This is a genomic window from Devosia sp. (assembly GCF_014860165.1).
Lineage (GTDB): Bacteria > Pseudomonadota > Alphaproteobacteria > Rhizobiales > Devosiaceae > Devosia.
This window is the reverse complement of record NZ_JACZKG010000038.1, coordinates 21,174-45,526: the sequence shown is the minus strand read 5'-3', so window position 1 is coordinate 45,526 and position 24,353 is coordinate 21,174. Positions and strand designations below refer to the sequence as shown.

The 24,353-nt window shown below is 64.1% G+C and carries 20 protein-coding genes; 4 read left to right on the top strand and 16 right to left on the bottom strand.

Annotation, left to right across the window (positions count from 1 at the left end; genetic code table 11):
- Positions 1–56: 56 nt before the first annotated feature.
- The 3 genes from IH615_RS08815 to IH615_RS08805 form a co-directional block, all read right to left on the bottom strand.
- Positions 57–821, bottom strand: a complete 765-nt coding sequence (locus IH615_RS08815) for an acyl-homoserine-lactone synthase (RefSeq protein WP_291361451.1) — start codon at positions 819–821, stop codon at positions 57–59.
- Between the two features lie 136 nt (positions 822–957).
- A complete protein-coding gene (locus tag IH615_RS08810; RefSeq protein ID WP_291361449.1) occupies positions 958–3,222 on the bottom strand; it encodes an EAL domain-containing protein in 2,265 nt (754 codons plus the stop codon).
- Between the two features lie 192 nt (positions 3,223–3,414).
- Complete coding sequence (locus IH615_RS08805) at positions 3,415–4,647, bottom strand: ABC transporter substrate-binding protein (protein ID WP_291361448.1); 1,233 nt, start codon at positions 4,645–4,647, stop codon at positions 3,415–3,417.
- 173 nt (positions 4,648–4,820) lie between these two features.
- On the opposite strand from IH615_RS08805, the gene IH615_RS08800 reads away from it, so the two are divergent.
- Positions 4,821–5,111, top strand: coding sequence for a 4a-hydroxytetrahydrobiopterin dehydratase (locus IH615_RS08800; protein ID WP_291361446.1), 291 nt, complete (start codon positions 4,821–4,823; stop codon positions 5,109–5,111).
- Between the two features lie 8 nt (positions 5,112–5,119).
- Here IH615_RS08800 and IH615_RS08795 read toward each other — a convergent pair whose 3' ends face one another.
- From IH615_RS08795 to IH615_RS08785, 3 genes are read right to left on the bottom strand one after another with little or no spacing between them, the layout of a single operon-like run.
- Positions 5,120–8,578, bottom strand: coding sequence for an error-prone DNA polymerase (locus IH615_RS08795; protein WP_291361444.1), 3,459 nt, complete (start codon positions 8,576–8,578; stop codon positions 5,120–5,122).
- The gene (locus IH615_RS08790; protein WP_291361442.1) at positions 8,575–10,236 is read right to left on the bottom strand and encodes a DNA polymerase Y family protein; all 1,662 of its coding nucleotides are present in this window, start codon (positions 10,234–10,236) and stop codon (positions 8,575–8,577) included. Before IH615_RS08790 ends, IH615_RS08795 begins: the two co-directional genes overlap by 4 nt.
- The gene (locus IH615_RS08785; RefSeq protein ID WP_291361440.1) at positions 10,121–10,927 is read right to left on the bottom strand and encodes a hypothetical protein; all 807 of its coding nucleotides are present in this window, start codon (positions 10,925–10,927) and stop codon (positions 10,121–10,123) included. The genes IH615_RS08790 and IH615_RS08785 overlap by 116 nt, the downstream gene beginning before the upstream one ends.
- Before the next feature lie 247 nt (positions 10,928–11,174).
- Here IH615_RS08785 and IH615_RS08780 point away from each other — a divergent pair, with 247 nt between their 5' ends.
- On the top strand, positions 11,175–11,615 hold the full coding sequence (locus IH615_RS08780; RefSeq protein ID WP_291361438.1) for a TerB family tellurite resistance protein: 441 nt from the start codon (positions 11,175–11,177) through the stop codon (positions 11,613–11,615).
- On the opposite strand, the gene IH615_RS08775 is transcribed toward IH615_RS08780, so the two are convergent.
- Positions 11,612–12,154 carry a hypothetical protein gene (locus tag IH615_RS08775; protein WP_291361436.1) on the bottom strand — a complete coding sequence of 181 codons (543 nt, stop codon included), beginning with the start codon at positions 12,152–12,154 and terminating at the stop codon, positions 11,612–11,614. The two genes, IH615_RS08780 and IH615_RS08775, sit on opposite strands and share 4 nt — an antisense overlap.
- Before the next feature lie 123 nt (positions 12,155–12,277).
- On the opposite strand from IH615_RS08775, the gene ppa reads away from it, so the two are divergent.
- Together ppa and IH615_RS08765 are read left to right on the top strand one after the other, a co-directional pair.
- Positions 12,278–12,811 (top strand): inorganic diphosphatase, encoded by a 534-nt coding sequence (gene ppa, locus IH615_RS08770; protein WP_291361435.1) that lies wholly within the window; start codon positions 12,278–12,280, stop codon positions 12,809–12,811.
- Positions 12,812–12,815: 4 nt separating this feature from the next.
- A complete protein-coding gene (locus IH615_RS08765; RefSeq protein ID WP_291361433.1) occupies positions 12,816–13,418 on the top strand; it encodes a chloramphenicol phosphotransferase in 603 nt (200 codons plus the stop codon).
- On the opposite strand, the gene IH615_RS08760 is transcribed toward IH615_RS08765, so the two are convergent.
- The 9 genes from IH615_RS08760 to IH615_RS08720 form a co-directional block, all read right to left on the bottom strand.
- A complete protein-coding gene (locus tag IH615_RS08760) occupies positions 13,415–13,969 on the bottom strand; it encodes a dihydrofolate reductase family protein (RefSeq protein WP_291361431.1) in 555 nt (184 codons plus the stop codon). The two genes, IH615_RS08765 and IH615_RS08760, sit on opposite strands and share 4 nt — an antisense overlap.
- A 572-nt stretch (positions 13,970–14,541) precedes the next feature.
- Positions 14,542–16,686, bottom strand: a complete 2,145-nt coding sequence (locus IH615_RS08755; protein ID WP_291361430.1) for a sodium-translocating pyrophosphatase — start codon at positions 16,684–16,686, stop codon at positions 14,542–14,544.
- A gap of 258 nt (positions 16,687–16,944) precedes the next feature.
- Positions 16,945–17,286 carry a DUF167 family protein gene (locus tag IH615_RS08750; RefSeq protein WP_291361458.1) on the bottom strand — a complete coding sequence of 114 codons (342 nt, stop codon included), beginning with the start codon at positions 17,284–17,286 and terminating at the stop codon, positions 16,945–16,947.
- Between the two features lie 11 nt (positions 17,287–17,297).
- A complete protein-coding gene (locus IH615_RS08745) occupies positions 17,298–17,600 on the bottom strand; it encodes a YggT family protein (RefSeq protein WP_291361429.1) in 303 nt (100 codons plus the stop codon).
- Between the two features lie 339 nt (positions 17,601–17,939).
- Complete coding sequence (locus IH615_RS08740) at positions 17,940–18,548, bottom strand: DedA family protein (protein WP_291361428.1); 609 nt, start codon at positions 18,546–18,548, stop codon at positions 17,940–17,942.
- 134 nt (positions 18,549–18,682) lie between these two features.
- Complete coding sequence (gene typA / locus IH615_RS08735) at positions 18,683–20,497, bottom strand: translational GTPase TypA (RefSeq protein ID WP_291361427.1); 1,815 nt, start codon at positions 20,495–20,497, stop codon at positions 18,683–18,685.
- A gap of 493 nt (positions 20,498–20,990) precedes the next feature.
- Positions 20,991–21,386: a VOC family protein gene (locus IH615_RS08730; protein WP_291361426.1), complete on the bottom strand. Its 396-nt coding sequence runs from the start codon at positions 21,384–21,386 to the stop codon at positions 20,991–20,993.
- Entirely contained in the window at positions 21,383–22,021 is a 639-nt protein-coding gene (locus tag IH615_RS08725; RefSeq protein WP_291361425.1) for a sigma-70 family RNA polymerase sigma factor, read from the bottom strand. Before IH615_RS08725 ends, IH615_RS08730 begins: the two co-directional genes overlap by 4 nt.
- An 81-nt stretch (positions 22,022–22,102) precedes the next feature.
- Positions 22,103–24,199 (bottom strand): EAL domain-containing protein, encoded by a 2,097-nt coding sequence (locus IH615_RS08720; RefSeq protein WP_291361456.1) that lies wholly within the window; start codon positions 24,197–24,199, stop codon positions 22,103–22,105.
- Between the last annotated feature and the right edge of the window lie 154 nt (positions 24,200–24,353).

Here is a 24,353-nt window from a genome sequence, read left to right as displayed (position 1 = left end):
TGATGGGGTCAGGTGTTCGAGTCACCTATGCGGCACCATTCCCCCACAAGACCGTATCAGGCCGTTTCCGTTTCATGCTCGCGCATGGACTGCGCCAGGCGCGCCGTCGGCCGGATGATGCGCTGGCGGGCGTTCGAGCTGGTGTCGAACAGCGCCTGCCGCTCTTCTTCCGTCGAATCGAAGAACGGATAGCGGCTGAGGACACGCGGCAGCATCACCGGGATGTAGGACGCATAGAGGCAGACCGGGAAGGTCAGTTCACCCCAATACCCTTCGCCGGCCAGTTGCTCTGAACCGAAGACCCGCCTGTAGAAGGCGACATGTTCCGGCCGGACCGAGGAAATGCAGTAGGTGGCATTGAAATGCGCACAGGCCATCACGGCCGTGCGCAGGGTGAGATAGGGCAGAGCGGGAAAGGCCAGCGAGGCGTCGTGATCGGCGGTGAACCGGCTCGGATCGATATAGCTGCCGCCCTTGGCGATGATGTCTCCCAACACGTCCGGCCAGATGGCGGCGCTGGGCGAGGTCGGGTTCTGCGCGGTGGCGATATGCAGCCGGATCGAACTCACCAGCTGGTCATCGATATAGACGCCGAAGCAGTGGCAATTGTCGGCATCGTCATAGGCGTCGCGGGTCATCTGCTGGGAATTGATGGGAATGAACTCTTCCCGCCGATAGGCCTCGTAGCGCAGCCGGTACACCGGATCGAACTGTTCTTCGGGTGATACGCGCCGGTAGTGCAGGCGATCGAGAATGTCGATCAGACTCGCTGCAAAACGCGACGCCGCGCCAGGCGCCGTCCTTTGGGATGCCGAACTCATACCACTAAATCCCCGCCGACTGCCGGGACATTAACCTTTTGTTAGGCATAAGCCCAAGAAGGAAAAATTGCCGAGGCGGGCGCCAGGTGGCGGCGCGTCAGCGAATAGGTGTGGTATGTCAGCTGGTTAAGGCGTGTTAACCATTGCGGCGTTTTGCCGACACCACGGTCTCATGGTTGAGGTGCGTGATCAATTCGGCGATGTCGCGGGCCGGCAGCGGCCGGCTGAACAGGTAGCCCTGCACCTGCTGGATCTGCGTCTTGGCCAGCATAAGCTCGAACTGCCCCGAGGTCTCGACACCCTCGGCCACCACTGTCAGGTCCAGGTCCCGACCCAGATTGGCGACATTGGCCAACAACCGCAGCGAGCGTTGGTCGTGCTCGATATCCTGGACGAAGGACTGGTCGATCTTGAGCTTGGAAAAGGGCAGCGCCGACAGGTAGCTGAGCGAGGAATAGCCCGTGCCGAAATCGTCCAGCGCGATCTCCACGCCCCTGGCGGCGAGGGCTGCCAGGACCGATTTGGCGATTTCCGGCTCCTCGATCAAAGCCGTTTCGGTGACTTCGATCTCGAGCCTGGTCGGGGGCAGACCTGACGCTTTCAAGGCCGCATCGACCACCTTCTCCACATCCATGCCGCGGAAATCGCGCGTTGAAACATTGACCGCCACGGCAACGTCGCCGGGCCAGCTCCGGCATTGGCGGATCGCTTCGGCGATCACCCAGCCGGTAATGTCTGAGATGAGGCCGGTTTCCTCGGCCAGCGGAATGAAGACCGATGGCGGAACCTGTCCCAGTTCCGGATGGTTCCAGCGTGCCAGGGCCTCGCAGGTTACGACCTTGCGGGTGGCGATATCGATCAGTGGCTGGAAGGCCAGCGCCAGCCCGCCCGTCTGGATGGCCTGACGCAGGTCGGCCTTGAGCCGCTGGCGATAGTGATAGTCGATGTCCATCTGGGCATGAAAGACCTGGCTCTTGCCCTTGCCGTCGCCCTTGGCCGAGTAAAGTGCCAGATCGGCCTTGGTCATCAGGTCGTCGATCTGGTCGTGGGCGTCGGCGCTGGTGACCACGCCGATGCTGACCCTGGTCTGCAGGTTGAGGCCCTCAAGCAGGAACGGCGCCTCGAAGGCATCGAGCAGCGCCTGTGCATCGCCATCGACCGGCTGCTGCCCCCCGACATCGCGGCGATAAACCACGAATTCGTCGCCACCCAACCGAGCCAGAACCGCATCATCGGGCAGCGCCCGGCGCAAGCGCCGCGCCACCTGCATCAGCAGTTCGTCGCCCACCAGGTGGCCGAAACTGTCATTGACGTGCTTGAAGTCGTCGATGTCGATGATCATCAGCGACACCACCCGCATCGGCTCGTTCTTTTCGGCCCGGCGGGCGTCGAGGTCCTCGCTGGTCAGCTCGCCGAAATAGGTGCGGTTGGGCAGGCCGGTCAGCACATCGTGGCGCGCCATGAAGCTGATGCGTTCCTCGGTGGCAACCCGCTCGCTGATATGTTCGAACAGCAGCACGGAGCGGCCCTGACGCGTGCTCACGGTCACCTCGAAATAGCGCGCATCGGTCAGGCTGAGCAGCACTTTGCCCGACTTGTCATGCGCGACGATGTCGATGAGGCGGTCGGTGGCGTCGCGTGGCAATACGCCCTTGTCAGCCAGGCTCTCGAGCACGGCGCGCAAAGGCTGGCCCACAAGCGGCTCCACGCCCACGCCGGCGAACAGGCGCTCGGCGCGTTCATTGGCCACGCAGACCACGCCCTGCTCGTCGAGCAGGCAGAGCCCGTGTTCGAGCGTGGCCATGGCCATGTCGAGTTCGGCGGCGAGGCGCGAGGCCTCGACCCGGCCATGCACGGCGCTGAGCAGAATGGTGCGCACATCGGCCGCCAGCTTGCGGAAGCTGGCCAGCATGACCCCCAGCAGCGCGGCCAGGACAACGTGGTAGATATCGCCATGCAGGGCAAAGCCCGCCGATAGCGGCACGATGACCAGCACCATCTGGAGCGCCACCAGCCGGTCCAGGCCGAAATTACGCGCCACGATGCCGACCATGACGGCAATGGAGATCGACGCGCTGGCCAGCTCGGCGAAGGGGTCTTTGACCACGCCCATCGAAATCAGGCACCAGGCGCCATAGACCGCGGCCAACAGGCTGCCATAGATCACCGCGCGGTGTTCCCAGACCTCGGCCGCCTCGGCGTCCTCGTCCTCGACACTGGCGTGCCAGAAGGCCCGCATGTTGAGGTAGCGAACCAGGCCAATGACGATGAAGGCGGCAGTGACCAGGTAGAGCGCAAGCGAATCGGTCTTGTAGGCGGTCAGCCAGGCGGTAATGGCGCTGGCGGCCGAGCCAGCCAGCATCGCTCGCCGGTCACCGTAGACCGAACGCAGAACAGACACGTAGTCGTGCGCTGGCATCGTTTTTCGCGCTGAGGTAAACACACGGTTCCCCTTGTCAGCATGCATACAAGCCCCAAGGCCTTAAGATCGCCTTGCTGCAAACGCCTGCCGGGCGTGGGGTCGGGGATATTCCCGATGGCAGGGTGAATGGCCGCTTAACGATCTGGCCGCGCGCCCTGCCGCTGGCTGGCGCTAAAAGGCAGTCTGCGCTGCCTTGAGGGCGGCAATTGCATCGGCCGGCGTCATGTCAACATCCCTCCAAAATTGATTGGCCACCGCCCAGACGGCGGCAATCCAGGCCGGCGGCGCGGTGAGGTGGGGCGTGGGCAGCGCGAAATCGGCACGATCCAGCGCCTGCAGCGCCTTTCTCGAACAGGAATCGATAGCCCCGCCGGCGTCGAGCCGCACTGGGGTTGAGCCCTTGGCCGCAGCAAAGCGCACCTGCACCTCGGCATCGACCACCAGATCGGCAAAGGCGCGTTCGGCAGCCTCCATCTCGGGCGAAACACCGCCCAGCAGGCCCCAGCTGTCGACGGTAACAGGCAGGTGGGCGGCGCCCGGCACGAAGCGGCAGCCGAAATCGTCGGTATCGTTCTTGCCTGCCGCGGTCCATTCACCCTTCATCCAGTCGCCCTGCAGCTGCAGCAGCGCTGTGCCTGATATCACCATGCTGGTGGCCATGTTCCAGTCACGGTGCAAGGCCCCGGCATCGGCTTCCTGCTGGAAGCGCCGCAGCCAGGCAAAGACCTCGAGCAGACTGGCGTCGTATAGCACTGCCGGATCGGTGGTTTCCCCATAGAGCCCGGCATAGACGCCGGGTGCGCCCAGGCTGGCCACCAGCGCATGGGTCAGATAGCCCACCTGCCAGGGCTGCGCACCAATGGCGAGCGGCTGGAAACCCGCGGCGCGCACCGCGTCGAAGTCGCTCCACATGTCCTCCAGCGACGTCCAGTCCTCAGGATCGACCCCCGTCGCGGCAGCAACGGCGCGGCTATAGTAGAGCATGGCATCGGCATGGATGGCGGTCGGGACCTTGACGATGGCGCCATCGATGGTGATGGCATCGCGCACCACCTGTGGCAGCTGCGCCAGCGCGCCATTGCCGGCCAGCTGTTCGTCCAGATGCAGCACCTTTCCTTGCCGCTCGAGCGTGCGGTAGATTTCGGGCTGCATCTGCAGGAACACATTGGGCGTGGTGCCGCCCTCGATGAGCTGGATCACGTTGATATCGCCATTGGCGTCATGCGGAATGGCGAGCGGCATCCACCGGTGACCTTGCGCCTCAAGCCCGTCGCGGAGCACGTTGAGGGCCGCCAGCTCCGCCGGGGAAGCCCAGTTGTGGTAGACGACGAGGTCGGCGGCACTGGCAGAAACGGATAGGACGCTGGCAAGGGCAAGCGCGCCCAGTCGTCTTGTCCAAACCACGCGCACGTCCTCCCGCTCGTGGATATGAAGGGGCGTAGCGGCTGTTCTTGGCCTTTGCCGCGCCGGTCCGAGCTTGCTTCAGGCTGCGACCAAACTGCTTGCCAAGACGTTAACACTGGCTGCGGCGCCCTCGTTTTGCGCGGCTCCCGGCAACGGCAAATGACAGGTGAAGCATGGTTGAGAAACTGAATGAGGCTCAGCGGGAAGAGGGTCTGCGCGGGCTGGGCGGCTGGACCTATGAGGACAAGAGTGGCAGCATCGCGCGCGTTTTCAAGTTCAAGGACTTTTCCGAGGCCTTCGCCTTCATGAGCCGGGTGGCGCTGGCCGCCGAAAAGGCCGGCCATCATCCGGACTGGTCCAACAGCTACAACAGCGTCACCATCCGCCTGTCCACCCATGATGCCGGCGGCCTCACCGACAAGGACATCGCGCTGGCCGGGGCGATCGACCGCATCCTCGCCTAGTCGGCACCTCAGTGGAAATTGCGGCCCCCCGGCAGCGCCGCATAGGCCTCGCGGCGGGCACGCTCCACCTCGCGCAGCGCATGGCCGTCACGGCCGGGCTGGGGCCCTGACCTGCCCTCGTCGCCGCGCGCCAGCACCCGGTTACCAATATCCTGCCCATTGGCCAGGTCGAGCAGGTGCCCCGTCATATCGGTCAGCTGCTCGGCGATGATATGGACCACCAGCCCCTCGCGCTGCAACTGTCCGCGCACGGCCAGCATGCGCGCACCCAGTATGGTCTTGCGATTGGCCTCGAACACTTTGGGCCAGATGACGATATTGGCAATGCCGGTCTCGTCCTCGAGCGTCGCGAAAATCACCCCGCTGGCGGTGCCCGGCCGCTGCCGCACCAGCACCAGCCCCGCCACCTCGATCCGACTGCCCGGCTTGACCTGCAGGAGCTGCTCCGAGCGCGTCACCCGGCGCGCCTCCAGCAGGGGCCGGATGAATTGCAGGGGGTGTCCCTTGAGCGAGAAGGATAGCGTCGAGTAATCGTGGATGACCTCCTCGCCCGGCAGCATTTTGGGCAGGCCCGCCTCGATGTCACCCTCGGTTTCCACCCTGCCGGCCGCCTCGAACAGCGGCAGCGTATCGGCCCCATGCGTGCCGACAAGACCCTTGACCGCCCAGAGCGCCTCCCGCCGGGACAGCCCCAGCGAGGCGAAGGCATCGGCCCGGGCGAGCTTTTCCAGCGATGCGATCGAGACCTGGCTCCGCAGCCAGAGATCGCGGACGGAGTCATAGCCGGCGCCGCGCCGGGCCACGATGATGTTGATATCGGCCTCCGGCAGGCCCACCACTTGTGAAAAGCCCAGCCGGATCGCCTTGTCCGAATGGATGTCACCGGCCATGTCGGCATGCTGGGGCCAGAGATGATCGCGGGCCCGGCGCGGCGCGCCATCGTCCCGCAGGCTCTGCTCGAGCACGCATTCGAGATCGGAAAGGTTCACATCGACGGGGCGAACATCCACCCCATGCTCGATGGCATCGCGAATGATCTGGCTGGGGGCATAAAAGCCCATGGGCTGGCTGTTGAGCAGCGCGCAGGCGAAGACATCAGGGTAGTGGCATTTGAGCCAGCACGAGGCATAGACCAGCAGCGCGAAGGACGCCGCGTGGCTTTCGGGGAAGCCATATTCGGCAAAGCCCTGGATCTGGGCAAAGCTGGCCTTGGCGAATTCCATCTCATAGCCATTGGCGATCATGCCGCCGATGAACTCATCGCCGAACTGGGCAATCCTGCCGGTCCGCCGCCAGGCCGCCATGGCGCGGCGCAGCTGATCGGCCTTTCCGGCTGAAAAGCCGGCGCCGACAATGGCGATCTGCATCGCCTGTTCCTGGAACAGCGGAATGCCCAGGGTGCGGTGCAAGACGGCCTTGAGCGCTTCGCTGGGATATTTGACCTCTTCCAGGCCCTGGCGCCGCTTGAGATAGGGATGGACCATGCCGCCCTGGATCGGCCCGGGCCGGACAATGGCGACCTCGATGACCAGATCGTAGAACTCCTTCGGCTTGAGCCGCGGCAGCATCGACATCTGCGCCCGGCTTTCGATCTGGAACACCCCGATCGTGTCCGCGCGATGGGTCATGGCATAGACCCGTTCCCTGGCGAACGGACCCTTGCCCGTTTCCTCGGCCAACAGCTCGGTCAGCGCAGGCTTTTTGCCGTAATGCAGTTGCATCAATTCGAAGCTGCGCCGCAGGCAGCTCAGCATGCCCAGCGCCAGGATATCGACCTTGAGGATGGCCAGAGCGTCGATATCGTCCTTGTTCCATTCAATGATCATGCGGCTGTCCATCGCCGTCTTGCCTATGGGCACCAGGCTTTCGAGGCTATCCCGGGTGATGACGAAGCCGCCGACATGCTGGCTGAGGTGGCGCGGAAAACCGCGCAGGACTTTGACCACCTCGAACATCTGCGCCAGCACGGGATCGTCCGGATTGAGCCCTATGGCGGCGATGCCGGCCAGATCCAGGCTCGAGCCCCAGCCCCAATGCAGCTGGTTGAAGGCGTTGATGGTGTCATCGGAAACGCCGAACACCTTGGCCGTTTCCCTGATAGCGCTCTTGGAGCGATAGGAGATGACATTGGCCGTCAGCCCGGTGCGCTTGCCGCCATATTTCTTGTAGACATATTGCATCACCTCCTCGCGCCGCTCATGCTCGAAATCGACATCGATATCGGGCGGCTCGTCGCGCTCGGTGGAAATGAAGCGGCCAAACACCAGATTGGCGTTTTCAGGGTCGACCTCGGTAATCTCCAGGCAGAAGCAGACCGTGGAATTGGCGGCCGAGCCACGCCCCTGGCACATGATCTTGCGCTCATTGCGGGCATACATGACGATGTCATGCACGGTCAGGAAATAGGCGGCATAGCCCTTATAGGCGATGAGGCAAAGCTCGGACCACAGGCTGCGCTTGAGCTTGTCCGAGAGCCCATCAGGATAGCGCTTGGCCGCGCCCGCCCAGGTTAGTCGCTCCAGCGTCTGCTGCGCAGTCTCGCCATTGCCGATGGTCTCCTCGGGATAATTGTATTTGAGCTGGTCGAGGCTGAAATCGATCCGGTCGATGAAACGCTGCGTCTCGGCGATCGCATCGGCATGCTCGCGGAATAGTCTTGCCATCTCATAGGCCGGCTTGAGATGCCGCTCGGCATTGGCAGCCAGGCGCCAGCCGGCATTTTCAAGCGTCAGGTGCTCGCGAATGCAGGTGACGACATCCTGCACCATGCGCCGGTCGGGCTCGTGATAGAGCACATCATTGGTCGCGATCATTCTGGCGCGGTGGACCCTGGCCAGTTCCGCAATCCGGTTGAGGCGGGCCCGGTCCTGCCCGTCAAAACGCGGCGCGCCGGCCACCCAGACCCGGTCGGGCGCCAGCCGCGCCAGCGTATCGAGGGTCTGTGCCGTCAGGCCCCAATCGGTCTCGTCGGGCATCAGGATAAACAGCTGGCCCTGCGCGTAGTTTTCGGGCGGACCTTGCTCGCTGGCCGAGGCCGGATGGCCCGAACCGAAGAGATCGGTGAAATAGAGCACCGGCTTGCCCTTTTCACCGCGCTGATTGCCTACGGTCAGCAGCTTGCACAGCCGCCCATAGGCCACCCGGTTGGTGGGATAGGCAATGATGTCTGGCGTGCCATCGGCAAAGCAGAGCCTGACCCCGACCAGATAGCGGAAGGCGGGAAAGCGTTCCTTGTTGTCGCGCGCCACCACATAGGCCCGCACCACGCCGGCAAAGCTGTTGCGGTCGGTAACGCCAAAGGCGCTGAGCCCCAGATGCATGGCGGCCGAAACCATTTCCTCGGGAGACGAGCCGCTGTGCAGGAACGAGAAATTGGTGGTGGAGACCAGCTCGGCATAGTCAACCGGGGGCTGCGCTGGCCGCGACCGGGCCCTTGCCGACGGATCGAAGGCAACGACCTGGCTCATGCGAAAAATCCGTGCAGGTACCAGACTGCCGGCTCGCCGTCCCGGTGGAAGCCCTGCCGGTAGATCCAGAAGCGACGGCCGGCAGCGTCCTCGACCACGTAGTAATCCCGCGTCACGGCATCGGGCTCGAACAGGGCCAGATTGGGAATATGGGGCGGTGTCTCCCCCTTTTTGGGCGGTTCGGTTGGCACCAGTTGCAGCCGCTGGCCGCTGCGCCACCATTCTGCCCCCAGCCGCTCGGGACCCGAGGCCTTTTCGATCTTGTAGCTTTCGCGCCGCCAGATCATCGAGGCGGGCAGCCCTTCGGGCACTTCGGCATTGATCGCCACCATTTCCGGCACCGGCAGGAGCCGCAATGGCCGCGGCGGAAGGGGCCAGGCCCTGTCGCGGGCCTGATCGTTGCTGGCGGCCAGCGCCGGCACCAGGCGCGCCGCGCGCTCGGGAATGTGGCTCTCGACCAATTGTGTCCTGAGCACCGCCATTATGCCCAGCCGGCTGCTCATCCGGTCATTGAGCTGGTCGAGATCCTCGGCCACGCCCTGATGCGAGAAGGCGCCCAGCTGCACCGCATCGAGCTCGGAGACCGAGCTGACCGCCAGCCGGATCATGTCGATGCCGAAGCCGGCATCATATTCGCCCTCCAGCCGCTCCGAGCGATTGGAAAAGAGCTTGGTGATGTGTTCCGGGTCGCGCGTCAGCCGGGCCGAATTGACCGAGAGCGCCATCACCTTGTGATCGACCCGGTAGAGGAAGAGATGAAAGGCCTGCCCGCCCTGCCCCTCGGCCTCCAGCCGGATGGACAGCTGAATGGCCAGGTCATGGCAGGTCATGAGCACATCGTCCATCAGCCCGATCGGGTCGGCGAAACGCCGCTCGGCATAGCGTTCGGCCATCGGCAGGCGCGGCGTCATCCGCTCCTGGATGAGGCCATAGGCCTGGTCGAGCCGCGTCAGCAGCGACACGCCGAACCGGGCCTGCAGCGGCTTGCGCTCGCGCTGGCGCAGCTGGCCGATGCTCTTGAGCCCCATCTGGGTAAGACCGGCCACCTGCGCCGGGGCAAGCCGCAGGGCCTGGACCGGCAACGCATCGAGGACGGTTTCAAGATCGGCCTGTTCAAGCACCTGGCTGCGGGCGAAATGGCTGACCGCCCAGGCCGCCCCGATCGTGGGCGCGACGGCGCCCGCCACCGTATAGCCGAGGTCGCGCAGCCGCGTCAGCAACAGGCGCAGCATGGCCCGCTCGCCGCCGAACAGATGGGCCACCCCTGTTATGTCTAGCACCAGGTCGCCAAAGCCGGTGACATCGGTCATGACCGAGACCAAGGGGCTCGCATTGGAATGCCAGTCGGCAAAATCGGCAAAGGCGGTTTCGAGCAGCGGACGGTCCATTTCGCGCACGGTAAGATCGGGCACCATGGCCCGTGCATCGGCCAGGTTCTGCCCGATGCTGAGGCCGCGCCGCGCCGCTTCGGCATCGACCGCCGCCAGCCGCAGCCCGCCCTTGATGCGCTCATGGAGCACCAGCGGCCCCTGGAGCTGGCCATCACGCCGTTTGAGGTAATCCGTCGGCCAGCTGGGCAGGAACAGCACGAGGAAGCGTCGTGCCGCCGATGCGCCTGTCTGTACCGCGGCGCTGAGCAGTGAATGTTGCGAATCCATTTTCCGTCCAACCCAGCACAAACTCGGTCTGGTTTTTGATGATCGCCCCCTTTTCGAGCTGCACCAGCCAGCGCAGGGCTCCGGGAGCCTTGGCGTCGTAGCGCCCATGAGCACTGCGGGCGGGAGACAGGCGCCAGCGCAGATGCGCCGCGCTGGCCTCGCGCCCCTGCCCGTAGCGCAAGAGGAAGATCGAACCACCGGTGGCGGCGGCGCGCAGGCTGAGGCGCCTGCTGGCGGTGAAATTGAGCAGCTTGGCATGGCTGCCAATATCGGCCACAACAGCCGCCACCGCCCGGCAGGCAATGGCTTCCTCGGCCGCCCAGAGCAGCTCGGCCACATTGGCGGCGCGCACCAGCACCAGGGCGTCCGGATCAAACCCAAAACTCAACAGCCCCGGCCCATAGGGCATGCCCAGCTTCTGCGCCTCGTCACCCAGCTGCAGATAGACCACGGCCAGCCGCTGCGCGGTGAGCAGGCCCTTGGCCTGCGCCAGGGCAAAGCCGAGCAGCGCCCCGGCATTACGGCGCTCGTCGGTGAACATTTCCTGCAGCAGCCCACCGGCCAGCCGGGGAAATTCACCCTGCTGCTGCTCAACCAGGGCGCGCGCTTCGGCCAGAGCCGGCTTGCGCTCGATATCGGCAATGGTCTCCCGCAGCGCGGCAAGGCGCTGTCGCTGGTCGGGCGAGGGCATCGCACCAATCCCCATGTGAACAAAACAGGAACACGATGACTCCGAATCTCGCCGGAGTCGAGTCCCTTTTCGTCACATCGGCTCACATCGAGTGTGGCGCTTCCGCATCAAGCCCGGTCAAGAGCGCGTGAGCCCCCTCGTCGCCCATTGAGGAAATCCGCCGGGCTGGTAACTCTGCTCCTGCCTGCCTCCCGGCGCGCAAACCCTTTCGACGTTCCTGCCGCTCCCCCGAAGGAGGCTTGCCGCCATGTTCGAGGCCATTACCCGACTGTTCAACAAGCCCGAAGCGGCTTTGTCGAGCCATGATCCAAAACTGGCCGTGGCAGTGCTGCTGGTGCATCTGGCGGCCGTCGACGGCCAGATGAAGGACAGCGAGCGCAATGCCATCAAGGGCGCCTTGATGGACCATTATGCGCTCGATGAAGCCGCCGTGGACAAGCTGGTCCGCGAGGCCGCCCTGCGCGATGCCGAGGCGGTGGACTTCTACAAGTTCACCTCGGGCCTCACCCAGCTCGACATGGAAGACCGCATCGAAATCGTGCGCATGATGTGGATGGTGGTGTTTTCCGACAAGAAGAACCACGAGCTGGAAGACAACATGGTCTGGCGCGTCGCCGAACTGATCGGCGTCTCCTCCCGTGACCGCACCATTCTGCGCAACCAGGTCGGCAAATCCGAGAAGGCCTAATAGGCCGTGAACTTGCCGATGATCTCGACCTCGTCACGGGCGCATTCGAAGCTGCCGGCCTTGTCGGCCGCCTCCCGCGCCAGTTCATTGGCATTGGGATTGGCCAGCGCATCGATATAGGCGATGTGGCAGCTATTGCCCTCGACCAGCTGCGTCACGACCAGCACCTGCCCCTTGTCCTCGCCCGTTTCCGGGTCGGCCGTGTAGTAGCGCACGATGGTGGCGATGGGCATCCAGCGGCCCAGTTCGTTGCTGAGCCGCCATTCGAGCTTTTCCCCGACATGATTGAACGGCGGCAGCGTCTGGCCATCGGCCATTTTCGCGCCGAAGCCATAGATCAGCGAGAACCGCAGGTCCCCCTCGGTCACCATCAGCGGATAGCCCTTGTAGCCCGGGCAGGACCAGCTGGCGCCGAAATCATCGGCCTCGAGCACCAGGCATTCGTCCAGATCGATATCGGTATAGGCGCTGTTGAAGCCGGCATATACAGGGGTGGCGAGGGCGCCAAGGGCAAGGGCGGCGGCCAGGAGCTGTTTCATTGGTTTCCTCGGGAAGCGTCCGGATGAGCAGGGTTGCGCCAAACTGGCTTGCCTTTGCGGCCTGTGTTGGGCACAACGCCAGCCACTTTGTCGCCTCCCCGATGAATGAGAGCTGAAGCCAAAATGAACATCGACGCCATCCCGACCGGCAAGAACCCGCCCGACGATCTCAACGTCATCATCGAAGTCCCCATGGGCGGCGAGCCGATCAAGTACGAGATCGACAAGGCCAGTGGCGCTTTGTTCGTCGATCGCTTCCTCTATACCCCCATGCGCTATCCGGGCAATTACGGCTTCGTGCCCCACACCCTGTGCGGCGATGGCGATCCGCTCGACGTCATCGTCATGAATTCTCGCCCCCTGGTCCCCGGCGCGGTCGTGCGCTGCCGCCCGATCGGCGTGCTGTTCATGGAAGACGATGGCGGCCAGGACGAGAAGATCCTTGCCGTGCCGGTTTCCAAGCTCACCAAGATGTATGACGACATCAAGGATATCGGCGACATGCAGCCGATCCAGGTCGAGCGCGTGAAGCACTTCTTCACCCACTACAAGGATCTCGAGCCCGGCAAGTGGGCCAAGATCTCCCATGTCGGCGGCTATGAGGACGCCAAGAAGGTGATCCTCGATTCCATCGAGATGCACAAGAACGCCAAGTAGCACCATGAGCGGGCGCATCGTCATCCTCAACGGCGCGCCCCGCTCGGGCAAATCCTCCATCGCCAAAGCCATGCAGGAAAGCCTGCCCGGCCGCTGGATCAATCTGGGTGTCGATGCCCAGAACCGCACCCTGCCACCGCAGCTGCTGCCGGGCATAGGCTTGCGACCGGGCGGCGAACGGCCCGACCTCGAACCCAACGTGGTGGCGCTCTATGGCGCGCTCTACGACGCCATTGCCGCCCACGCCCGCGCCGGCTTGGACGTAGTGGCCGACCTCGGCCACCACGATGCCTATTCGCGGCCCCTGGGCATCCTGCCCGCCTGCGCCCGGCGCCTTGCCGGGCATGACGTGCTCTTGGTGGGCGTCTACTGCCCGATCGAGACCATCATGGCGCGCCGCAATGCCGATCCCCAGGGCCTCTATGCCTCCGGCCCCGGCATACCCGAACCGGTGCAGCGTTGGCAGGATGCGGTGCATGTGCCCGGCCTCTATGACCTCGCGGTCGATACCGGCCACATGACCGCCCAGGACTGCGTCGCCGCCATCGCCGCCCTGCTGGCCGCGCCGCCAAGGCAGCGCGCCTTTGCCCAGCTGGCCGCGCTTTAGCTGTCGTTCCTGCCATAGGTCAGCACGGCATTGCCTTTTGAGGTGATCTCGCTGCGCAGCAGGGTCAGCCGCGTCGTGGGCGTCGACGCATCGAACAGGTGCCGGCCCTTGCCTGATATGACCGGATGCATGATCAGCGTCAGCTCATCCATCAGGCCCGCCAGCAACAACTGGCTCACCAGCGACATGCCGCCCATGACCGCAATGGTGCCACCCGGCCGCGCCTTCAGCTCGCGCACGAAGGCGTCCAGATCACCTTCTATCAGGCTGGAATTGCTCCAGCCGAGGTCCTCCGGCTTGAGCGTATCGGAGACGACGAATTTGGGCACGGCGTTGATGAAGCCGGCGAAATCCATGTCCTGTCCGGCATTGGGCCAGTAGCCGGCCCATTCCTGATACCCCACCCGCCCCATCAGCACCGTGTCGACATCGGCCATGACACTACCCAGCATCGCCCCCAGCTCGTCATCGAAACTGTCGAACTGAAACTGGTCGGGCGCCTCGGCAACGCCATCGACGGAATAGAACAGGCCGGCTGTGACTTTACGCATTCTTGGATTCTCCCGTTTGGCTGGCGCCCCTTTCGGCCGCCATCTGACCAGACGACGAGCGGGGCGTGACGGCTTCGACATGTCGAGCCACGAATTTTGCAAGCACCGATATCCGGATCAGCCAGCGGGCCTCCGGTCTGCAACTGCTCGGATGGCGAGGCCATTGCCCCGGTGCGGGTAGTCCGCAAGTAAAGTGAGGCAAAGGCCTCGCCATCGCGCCGGGATTTGTTGCGGGTTGGTCAGGTACGCTGTGTTGCAAGCGCAGCTGCTCGATTTCCCCCGCCGGACCGGACGACTCCAGCCCCACCGGCATCCCCGCACACGACCGTTCGTCGCGACCGCGCAGTTGTCGTGCGGGAATGGCGCTGAGTATGGGGGCGGGACTCTGGGAGGGGGATTACATCTGTAATTTGCTGTTCTGGCGGGAGGTTAACTATGGAACGCGGATCGTATGGGCGCTGTCCGCCGATCGATCCAGACAAGAAGGCCCGGGGTTCCCCCCCGGGCCTGCTTCATTCCAGTCCGACCGCCCCCATGGTTCGACAAGCGCACCATGAGGGCTGCATCGGCGCCTACCCCAGATGCGCCAGCACCGCCAGCAGCAGCAGCGCCACGATATTGGTGATCTTGATCATCGGGTTCACGGCCGGGCCGGCCGTGTCCTTGTAGGGGTCGCCGACGGTGTCGCCGGTGACGGAGGCCTTGTGAGCATCTGACCCCTTGTGGTGGGTGACGCCGTGGCTGTCGGTGAAGCCGTCTTCAAAGCTCTTCTTGGCATTGTCCCAGGCGCCGCCGCCGGCGGTCATGGAGATGGCCACGAAGAGACCGGTGACGATGACGCCCATCAGCATGGCGCCCAGGGCCGAGAAGCCGGCCGCGGCGCCCGCGATCCAGTAGATCACGAAGAACACGACGATCGGCGACAGCACCGGGAGCAGACTCGGCACGATCATTTCGCGGATCGCCGCCTTGGTCAGCATGTCCACGGCCCTTGCATAGTCGGGCTTGGACGTGCCGGCCATGATGCCGGGATCGGCCTTGAACTGGCGGCGGACTTCCACCACCACCGATTGCGCGGCGCGGCCCACGGCGGTCATGCTCATGCCACCGAAGAGGAAGGGCAGGAGGCCACCAAACAGCAGGCCCACCACCACATAGGGATCGGCCAGCGAGAAGGTGAGCGGCCCCAGCCCGTCGAAGAACGATCCCGGCTCGGCATTGGCCGAGAAGAAGATCAGATCTTGGGTATACGCGGCAAACAAAACCAGGGCGCCAAGGCCGGCCGAGCCGATGGCATAGCCCTTGGTGACGGCCTTGGTGGTGTTGCCCACGGCATCGAGCGCGTCGGTATTGTGGCGCACTTCCTTGTCGAGGCCGGCCATTTCGGCAATGCCGCCGGCATTGTCGGTCACAGGACCAAACGCGTCGAGCGCCACCACGATGCCGGCCAGGGCCAGCATGGTGGCAACGGCGAAGGCGATGCCGAACAGGCCCGCCAGGTTATAGGTGACGATGATGCCGGCAATGATGACGATGGCCGGCAGGGCGGTCGATTCCAGCGACACGGCGAGGCCCTGGATGACGTTGGTGCCATGGCCGGTCACCGAGGCCTCGGCGATCGAGTTCACCGGCCGGCGATTGGTGCCGGTATAATATTCGGTGATGACGATGATGAGGCCGGTAATCACGAGGCCCACCACGCCGCACCAGAACAGCGCCCAGGGGGTGAAGGTCTTGTCCGATGCTTCGATCGCGACGTTCATGTCGCCGAACATCAGCCACAGCACCGGCAGCAAAGCGACCAGCGACAGCACGCCCGTGGCGATGATGCCCTTGTAGAGCGCGCCCATGATGTTGTTATCGGCACCCAGCTTGACGAAATAGGTGCCGATGATCGAGGTCACGACGCAAGCGCCGCCGATGGCCAGCGGCAGCACCATGCCGATGAGCTTGAACGCATCGGGCAGGATGATGGCGGCCAGCACCATGGTGGCGACGATGGTCACCACATAGGTTTCGAACAGGTCCGCCGCCATGCCGGCGCAGTCGCCGACATTGTCGCCCACATTGTCGGCAATGGTGGCCGGGTTGCGCGGATCGTCTTCCGGAATGCCGGCCTCGACCTTGCCCACCATGTCGCCGCCGACGTCCGCACCCTTGGTGAAGATGCCGCCGCCGAGGCGGGCGAAGATGGAGATCAGCGAAGCGCCGAAGCTCAGCGCCACCAGCGCATCGATGACGGTGCGGCTGGTCGGGTCAAAGCCCAGGAACTGGGTGAGGATGATGAAATAGAGGGTAACGCCGAGCAGGCCCAGCCCCGCCACCAGCATGCCGGTGACCGCGCCCGACTTGAAGGCGAGATCGAGCCCCTTGCCGAGCGAGGAAATGGCGGCCTGGGCGACGCGGACATTGGCGCGTACCGAGACATTCATGCCGATGAAGCCGGCCGCGCCCGAGAGCACCGCGCCGAGCAGGAAGCCGATGGCGGCATAGATGCCCAGCAGGAAGAAGGCGGCGATCAGGATGACCACGCCGACAATGGCGATGGTGGTATATTGCCGCTTGAGATAGGCCGATGCGCCTTCCCGGACGGCTGCCGAGATTTCCTGCATGCGGGCCGAGCCACTATCGGCGGCGAGCAATTGCTGCGTCGTCAGGACGCCGTAAACGATGGACAGAGCGCCGCACAGGACGATCAGCCAGAGTGCCAAAGTCATCGAAATAGTCCCTCTAGATTTATCCTCCGGGGACTCAACGCAATGGCCATGCCGGTCCTCCAACCCGCACGCCCTGCCCTCCTAGAGCCCCTTCCAAGGGTGGAGATTAGCGGGATTGTTTGGTTAAGCAATGGATATTGCGATGTTTTGTCGCGGTGGGCTGGGCCACCGAGGGGATCGGCCAACTCGATCGTCACCTCGGGCCTGACCCGAGGGCTCTGGACTTGCTGCGCGCTCAATAAGTGAAGAGCCCTCGGGTCAGGCCCGAGGGTGACGGCTGCTGCTTGGGGCGCTGTCGAGGGCATTCACCGCAAGGGCCAAGGCCGCCCCGTCGCCCACCACATCAAGCGTCTTCATCCGCGCCGTCTCCCCGCTCACCACGCTCACCGCCGATTTCGGTACGCCCAGCGCCTTGGCCAGCAGCGCCACTACCGCCGCATTGGCCTTGCCCTTGTCGGGCACGGCGCTGACGCGGACCCGCAGCACGGCGGTTTCGTTATCGCGGATTTCGACGCCCTCGATGGCATCGCGCCCGGCATTGGGGGTGACGCGAACGAAAAGGCTCAGCCCGCTGGGGCTGAGCCGATAGCATTTGGGCAGCGGTGACAGGGCTAGATGCCGGCGCGCGCCACGGCGGGATAGATGTAGTAGCCGATGATCAGCTGGATGAACATGATCGCGAGGAACGCGATGATCGGGCTGATATCGAGGCCGGAAAAGTTCGGCATGACGCGGCGGATGGGCCGCAGCACCGGCTCGGTGAGCTGGTTGAGCACACGCCACAGGCCTTCGACAAAGCCATTGCGGGTATTGATCACGTTGAACGAGATCAGCCAGCTCATGATGATCATGGCGATGAGCACCCAGCGATAGAGATCGAGGATCAGCAGGATGATGTCGAGCACGGCGCGCATGGGCGTCTCCGGTTAGAGCGTTCTCAGCAAAAGTGGCTGCCGGTTTTGCGTTCGAGAACGCGGCAGTGAAAGCTGGCAAATACTTAGTGGCTGAAAGGCTTTGCGGCAAGGGTCGCGCAAAGCATGAGGACCTCGCTCCGGTCGCACGGAACGAGGCCCCAATGACTTTGGGTCCGGTACGCAAAACTACACTCTCCGGACAGGCCCTGCATTGCACGAAGCGTGCCAGATGCAAGAAGCCCGCAAACCGGGGGGCAGAGATTAAAGTGTTGTGAACAAAAGCGTTTTGCGTCGCTGGACGCGTTGCAGAATGCGAGGCGCCTCGCAATCTGCAAGCGGTCAGCTCTGCAGCCGGCTCGGCTTCCAGGTGATGACGCGGAAGAGGTAGAGCAGCACCACCGCCGCCAGCACGATATAGCTCAGCGGATCGAGCACCACTTCCACCAGCTCGTAATGCTCATGCAGCAGATAGCCGGCGAGGGTGAGGACCGTGTTCCAGATCAGCGCCCCCGTGGTGGAGGCCAGCAGGAACACCGGCAGCGGCATGCGGGCGAGGCCCGCCGGAATGGAGATCAGCGTGCGGATAATCGGCATCAGCCGGCCGATCAGCACGATGATGGGTCCGAAGCGCCGGAAGAAGCCGACGGCGACGTCGATTTCTTCGGCATTGAGGGTGAGCAGACGCCCATAGCGATTGGCCAGCCAGCGCACGCGCTCGAGCCCGAACAGGCGCCCGGCAAAGTACCAGGGCAGCATGCCAACGACAGCGCCGACGGTGGCGGCGACAAGCACGCCGAAGAGATTGAGATCGCCATTGGCGGCGGCAAAGCCGGCAAAGGGGATGATCAGCTCGGAGGGGATCGGCGGGAAGATCGACTCCGCCAGCATGACGAGAAAGATGCCGAGATAGCCCAGTTGGGCAATGGTCTGGATGATCCAGTCGGTCATGTCTTTCCTCCGGAACCCCCACCTAGCCTCCCCTTCATAGGGGGAGGGACCGCGCGGTGGGAGGGGCACATCGGTGCCACAAACTCAGTCTGTTCCTCCCCCTGTCAGGGGGAGGCTAGAAGGGGTATCGGAGCCTAAGCCGACTTCTGCGCCCGCATGTTGCGCTTGCGGTCATTGGGGTCGAGCCAGATCTTGCGGAGGCGGATCGACTTGGGGGTCACTTCCACATATTCGTCTTCGGCAATGTAGCCGAGGCTCTGTTCCAGCGTCAGCTTCTTGGGCGTGGTCAGGCGCACCGCTTCGTCCTTGGACGTGGTGCGGATATTGGTGAGCTGCTTGCCCTTGAGCGCATTGACCTCGAGGTCATTGTCGCGGCTGTGCTCGCCGATGATCATGCCTTCATAGATGTCGACGCCGGCATCGATCATGATCGGGCCGCGGTCTTCCAGGTTCCACAACGCAAACGCCACCGACTGGCCCGTGCCGTTCGAAATCAGCACGCCCGTGCGACGACCCGGCAGGTCGCCCTTATAGGGCACAAATTCGTGGAACAGGCGGTTGAAGATGGCGGTGCCGCGGGTGTCGCTCAGCAGTTCCGGCTGGTAGCCGATCAGCGCGCGGGTGGGAACCAGCAGGCGAATGCGGGTGCGGCCGACGCCGGAGGCGCGCATGTCGGTCAGCTCGCCCTTGCGCTCGGTCAGCTTCTGCACGACCGTGCCGGTGAACTCGTCATCGACGTCGATGATGACTTCCTCGATCGGCTCGAGCTTGACGCCGTCCTCTTCCTTGAACAGCACCTTGGGGCGACCGATGGTGAGCTCGAAGCCCTCGCGGCGCATGTTTTCGATCAGCACGGCCAGCTGCAATTCGCCGCGGCCGGCCACGTCGAACGAGTCGTTGTCATCGCCAGGGGTGACGCGGATGGCCACGTTGCCCTCGGCTTCGCGCATCAGCCGTTCGCGGATGACGCGGGACTGCACCTTGTCGCCTTCGCGGCCGGCCAGCGGGCCGTCATTGATGCGGAAGGTGACCGACAGGGTCGGCGGATCGATCGGCTTGGAGGCAATGGGCGTGGTAACCTGCGGCGCGCAGAGCGTATCGGCCACTGTGGAGGTTACCAGGCCCGCAATGGCGACGATGTCGCCGGCTTCGCCGACATCGACCGGAGTACGCTCGAGACCACGGAAGGCCAGGACCTTGGAAATGCGGCCCTTTTCGACTTCCTTGCCCTCGCGATTGAGGGTGTGGATGGGATCGTTCGCCTTGACCGAACCCGAGGTGATGCGGCCGGTCAGGATACGGCCGAGGAACGGGTTGCGCTCGATGGTGGTGACCAGCATGCGGAACTGGCCTTCTTCGACGGTCGGCTCGGGCACATGCTCGATGACCTTGTCGAGCAGCGGGCCCAGGTCGTTCTTGGGACCCTCGGGCTCCATGGCCATCCAGCCCTGCTTGGCCGAACCATAGAGCACCGGGAAATCGAGCTGCTCGGAGGTGGCGTCGAGCGCGATGAACAGGTCGAAGATCTCTTCGAGCACTTCCATATGACGCTCGTCGGCCTTGTCGATCTTGTTGATGGCAACGATGGGCCTGAGGCCCTGGGCCAGCGCCTTGCCCAGCACGAACTTGGTCTGCGGCATCGGGCCTTCGGCGGCATCGACCAGGATGACCACGCCATCGACCATCGAGAGGATGCGCTCGACCTCGCCGCCGAAATCGGCGTGTCCGGGCGTGTCCACGATATTGATGCGGGTGTCCTTCCACAGCAGGGAGGTCACTTTTGCGAGAATGGTGATGCCGCGCTCGCGCTCGATGTCATTGCTGTCCATGGCGCGTTCTTCGACGCGTTCGTTTTCGCGGAACGAGCCGGACTGCTTGAGCAGGACGTCGATCAGCGTGGTCTTGCCGTGGTCAACGTGGGCGATGATAGCGATATTGCGCAGCGACATAGGGGATCGAGGCCTCTTTGGCATGATCCCAAAACCTTGGGCCGCGAAGGGCGGCGGCAAACGGCTGAACCATGCAGGAATAAACATGGCGACGACCCCGGCCAGAAACCGGATCGCCGCATTTGGCGCTGCCTTACAGGATCAAAGGCTTTTTCACAAGCGCAGGGCGCGCAGAGGTGGGTTGCGGGGCTTCAAACCGTCCCGCAGGGTAAATTGCCCCGGTGGGGCGATTTGCGTTTGAGAACCCGGCTGGCCGCATCGGGCCCTGCCGGACGAAAAGAGCGGCAACCCTTGCGGATTGCCGCTCCAGGATGGCAACGCGTCAGTTTGACTACGGTCGCGCGGCCATCTCCGTTGATGACGTCCATGGAGTGGTGAGTGCCCCCATCCCCGACATCTCCAACAACCCGGTTTGCCGTCCGATATTTCGGTCGGCCATCAATGATTAATGTCAGATAGTCGGCGCTGCTGCAATCGGCCGCTTGCGCTGTGGTTACTTCAGCGACCGCGGTAATTCCCCCGATTGCCAGAGCCCCAGACCAAAGCCATCCGGGTCCAGAAAGTCGGCGCTCCAGCCGCCCGGCGCCTCCGAGACCGGGGTGACGATGGTGACGCCCTGCTCGGCCAGCGCCGCCACGATATCGTCGATGCCGCCCTCCTCGACGGTAAAGATCAGCGCCGGCGTATTGCCGCGCACGCCGTCCATCTCGAAGAAGATGATTTCGAGCCCGCCCTCCAGCCTGCCCTGCAGCCAGAAGGGCTCGGCCCCTTCCATGCGCGTAAGGTCGAGGCCCAGGGTCTGGTTGTAGAATGTCTGGGTGCGAGCGATGTCGCTGACATAATAGACGACGCTGGCGCTTTTGGGTTTGAAGCCGGTCTTGATGCTCATGGCGAGCCCTCCACTTTGGTTTGCCCTGCCTGTTGCCGCGACAGCGGCTTTTGTGAGCGCGCCACGATAAAAAGATGGCCGTCCGGATCGTGGCTGGCAAGCATGCCGCCATGGCGCAACAGGCTCGGCAGCAGGGCATCGCGGATGCGGCCATAGGCGAGATCGAGGCCGAGGCCCGGCAGGTCGTCGGGCATGGCGAGCCCGGCCCGGACGATCAGGCGCTTGAGGGCGGTAATGCGCTGGCGGAGCGTCACATCGGAAAGGCCCAGCAGCCAGGCAATCTCCCGTCTTGTGTGACCGGAAAGCACGAGCGCGGCGACGGCTTTGAGCGAAGCCGGCAGGCCGGCAAGCATTTGCGCTGTCTCCGATGGCTCGGCTTTATCGGGCGCGGGGGCCGCCGGCACCTGCCAGCTGGTTTCGCGCTGGCGGCGGCGCACCGCGCTTCGCGCCGCCATGCGGGCCTGGTTGCGCACCGTTCCGGTGAGCCAGCGCGCCGTATCGGGGGCGTCGAAATCGGTACGCCCGGCCAGGACCGCTGCAAGCAGCGCCTCCTGCACCATATCCTCGGCCGCCCCCGCATCGCGGCCCTCGCGGCGGGCAATGGCACGGAGCTGGGCGTAAAGACCTGGACGCATGGGCCAAATCTGGCAAAGCCCGGCAACAAACGCAATTGCCGGTGACGCTTCACCTCTCCCTCAAAGGAGAGGTGACAGGGCCTAGGATGCCTTCTTGCGGTCCGGCTGGAGCTTGGCCGCTTCGGAATGGAGCAGGCTGGCCAGCGCGGCCGGCGGCAGCGGCGGCGAGAACAGGAAGCCCTGCACTTCCGAAGCGCCATGGGCGCGCACCATTTCGAGCTGTTCCTCGGTTTCGACGCCTTCGGCAGCCGTCGACATGCCCAGAGACTGACCCAGCCCGATCACCGCCTTGATGATGGCCTGGCTATCACTGCGGCTGGTCAGATCGCGCATGAAGGTCCGATCGATCTTGATCTTGTCGAAGGGGAAGCTGCGCAGATAGCTCAGCGAGGAATAGCCGGTGCCGAAATCGTCCATCGAGATGCGCACACCCATGGCGCGCAGGTCGTGCAGCACCTTCAGATTGGTATCGTTCTCGGCCAGCAGCAGCGATTCGGTGATTTCGAGCTCCAGCCGGGTCGCGGGAATCCGCGCCTCACCCAATGCCGATTTGACCAGGCCCAGCAGGTCCCGGCTCTTGAACTGCACGGGCGACAGGTTGACCGCGACGCGCACGTCGCCCGGCCAGGTGGCCGCCACCTTGCAGGCCTCGCGCAACACCCATTCCCCGATGGGAACGATGAGCCCTGTTTCCTCGGCAATGGGAATGAATTCGACCGGGGAGATGGTCCGCCCCTCATGGTCCCAGCGCAGCAGCGCCTCCACGCAGGTGACGCGGTTTTCCGCCAGGCCCAGCAGCGGCTGGAATACCAGGCGCAGTTCTGCGCGCTGCAGGGCCAGGCGCAGGCCCGCCTCGATGGAGCGGCGCGACTGCAGGTCCGCATCCATGCCCGCTTCGAAGAAATGATAGGTCGATCGGCCTTCGCTCTTGGCCTTGTAGAGCGCCAGGTCCGCATTCTTGACCAGGGTATCGGTCTTGACCCCGTCGCCCGGACCCACCGCTATGCCCACGCTGGTGCCGATCTCGATCTGCTGGCCGCCGATCAGCATGGGCGCCCCGATCGCCTTGATGATGCGGTCGGCCACCTTGGCGGCATCGGCGGCGCTGTCGATGGGACGCATGAGCAGCGCGAATTCGTCGCCGCCCAGCCGCGCCAGCACATCGGTCTCGCGCGTCGTGCCCCAGAGCCGGGCCGAGGCCTGCTTGATGACTTCGTCGCCCACTGCATGCCCGAGCGTATCGTTGACGGCCTTGAAGTGATCGAGGTCGATATAGAGCACGGCTGCCATTTCGCCCCGGGAAAGACCGGCCTCGGTCTTGGCCATCTGCTCGAGGAATTCGATGCGGTTGGGCAGGTCCGTCAGCGCGTCATGCCGCGCCAGGTGGCGGATGCGGGCCTCGTTCTGCCGCTGCTCGGTAATGTCCTCGTGGGTGGACACCCAGCCGCCATCCTTCATCGGATGGTGCTGCATCATGATGGTGCGGCCGTTGAGCTCGTGGATATTCTTGCCATATTCGCGGCGGGCGATCACCTCGCGGCGCCAGGCGATATATTCCTCGCGCGTGCTGCCCGCCTCCATGCCGGTATCGAACAGGTGCCCGAGAATGTCCTCGAGCTGGGTGCCCGGCTTGATCAGGTTGGGCGGCAGATTGTAGATGCGCGCATAGGGCTCGTTGCAGATGACCAGCCGCCCCTTGGCGTCGCACATGCACAGGCCCTGGCTGATATTGTTCACCGCCGCGTCCAGCCGGATATTCTGCCGCTCCAGCTCCAGCTTGCGCTTCTGCACCACCTCGGTGCGGGCAATCTCGTCGGTCACATCCTCATGCGTCACCACCCAGCCCAGGGCGGGCGAATAGACATGGGCGGTTTCGATCGTGCGGCCGCCATGCACCACTTCCTGGCTCTTGGTGCGCGCGCCGCTTCTGTTGGCCAGCAATTCGCTGGTATAGGATTCGTAGAAATCGTCGGCGCCCTGGCCGGCATGGTTGCCGAGCTGATCGCTGAGCTGCACCACTTCTTCAAGCGTCATGCCGCGATAGATCGCGTCGGCGGAAAAGCCATAGATGTCGCGGTAATTCTTGTTCCACATCACCAGCCGGAACTGGGGGGACCAGACGCAGAAGCCATAGGGGATGTTCTCGAGCGCGGCGTCGAGCAGCAAAGCCTCAGCCATTTCGCTCAAGCTGCCAGCGTCTTCTGCTCGCACCCGCCGATTCTCCCGCCATAATGCTTCTGCACGACGCTGGCGTGAAAGCTAAGTCGTTCCCGTTAACGATCGCTTAAGTTCGACTACAAGAAGCGCCACGGCCCGGATACATTCAGCAATG

What these genes read in the sequence shown, in the direction of transcription:
- IH615_RS08775 (WP_291361436.1), bottom strand. Translation starts at nt 12,154, where the DNA reads ATGAAACAGCTCCTGGCCGCCGCCCTTGCCCTTGGCGCCCTCGCCACC.
- IH615_RS08720 (WP_291361456.1), bottom strand. Translation starts at nt 24,199, where the DNA reads ATGGCTGAGGCTTTGCTGCTCGACGCCGCGCTCGAGAACATCCCCTAT.
- IH615_RS08745 (WP_291361429.1), bottom strand. Translation starts at nt 17,600, where the DNA reads ATGCGCGCCGTGCTCGACATCATCCTGCTGATCCTCGATCTCTATCGC.
- IH615_RS08790 (WP_291361442.1), bottom strand. Translation starts at nt 10,236, where the DNA reads ATGGATTCGCAACATTCACTGCTCAGCGCCGCGGTACAGACAGGCGCA.
- IH615_RS08780 (WP_291361438.1), top strand. Translation starts at nt 11,175, where the DNA reads ATGTTCGAGGCCATTACCCGACTGTTCAACAAGCCCGAAGCGGCTTTG.
- IH615_RS08730 (WP_291361426.1), bottom strand. Translation starts at nt 21,386, where the DNA reads ATGAGCATCAAGACCGGCTTCAAACCCAAAAGCGCCAGCGTCGTCTAT.
- IH615_RS08795 (WP_291361444.1), bottom strand. Translation starts at nt 8,578, where the DNA reads ATGAGCCAGGTCGTTGCCTTCGATCCGTCGGCAAGGGCCCGGTCGCGG.
- IH615_RS08785 (WP_291361440.1), bottom strand. Translation starts at nt 10,927, where the DNA reads ATGCCCTCGCCCGACCAGCGACAGCGCCTTGCCGCGCTGCGGGAGACC.
- ppa (WP_291361435.1), top strand. Translation starts at nt 12,278, where the DNA reads ATGAACATCGACGCCATCCCGACCGGCAAGAACCCGCCCGACGATCTC.
- IH615_RS08815 (WP_291361451.1), bottom strand. Translation starts at nt 821, where the DNA reads ATGAGTTCGGCATCCCAAAGGACGGCGCCTGGCGCGGCGTCGCGTTTT.
- IH615_RS08765 (WP_291361433.1), top strand. Translation starts at nt 12,816, where the DNA reads ATGAGCGGGCGCATCGTCATCCTCAACGGCGCGCCCCGCTCGGGCAAA.
- typA (WP_291361427.1), bottom strand. Translation starts at nt 20,497, where the DNA reads ATGTCGCTGCGCAATATCGCTATCATCGCCCACGTTGACCACGGCAAG.
- IH615_RS08800 (WP_291361446.1), top strand. Translation starts at nt 4,821, where the DNA reads ATGGTTGAGAAACTGAATGAGGCTCAGCGGGAAGAGGGTCTGCGCGGG.
- IH615_RS08760 (WP_291361431.1), bottom strand. Translation starts at nt 13,969, where the DNA reads ATGCGTAAAGTCACAGCCGGCCTGTTCTATTCCGTCGATGGCGTTGCC.
- IH615_RS08725 (WP_291361425.1), bottom strand. Translation starts at nt 22,021, where the DNA reads ATGCGTCCAGGTCTTTACGCCCAGCTCCGTGCCATTGCCCGCCGCGAG.
- IH615_RS08740 (WP_291361428.1), bottom strand. Translation starts at nt 18,548, where the DNA reads ATGACCGACTGGATCATCCAGACCATTGCCCAACTGGGCTATCTCGGC.
- IH615_RS08755 (WP_291361430.1), bottom strand. Translation starts at nt 16,686, where the DNA reads ATGACTTTGGCACTCTGGCTGATCGTCCTGTGCGGCGCTCTGTCCATC.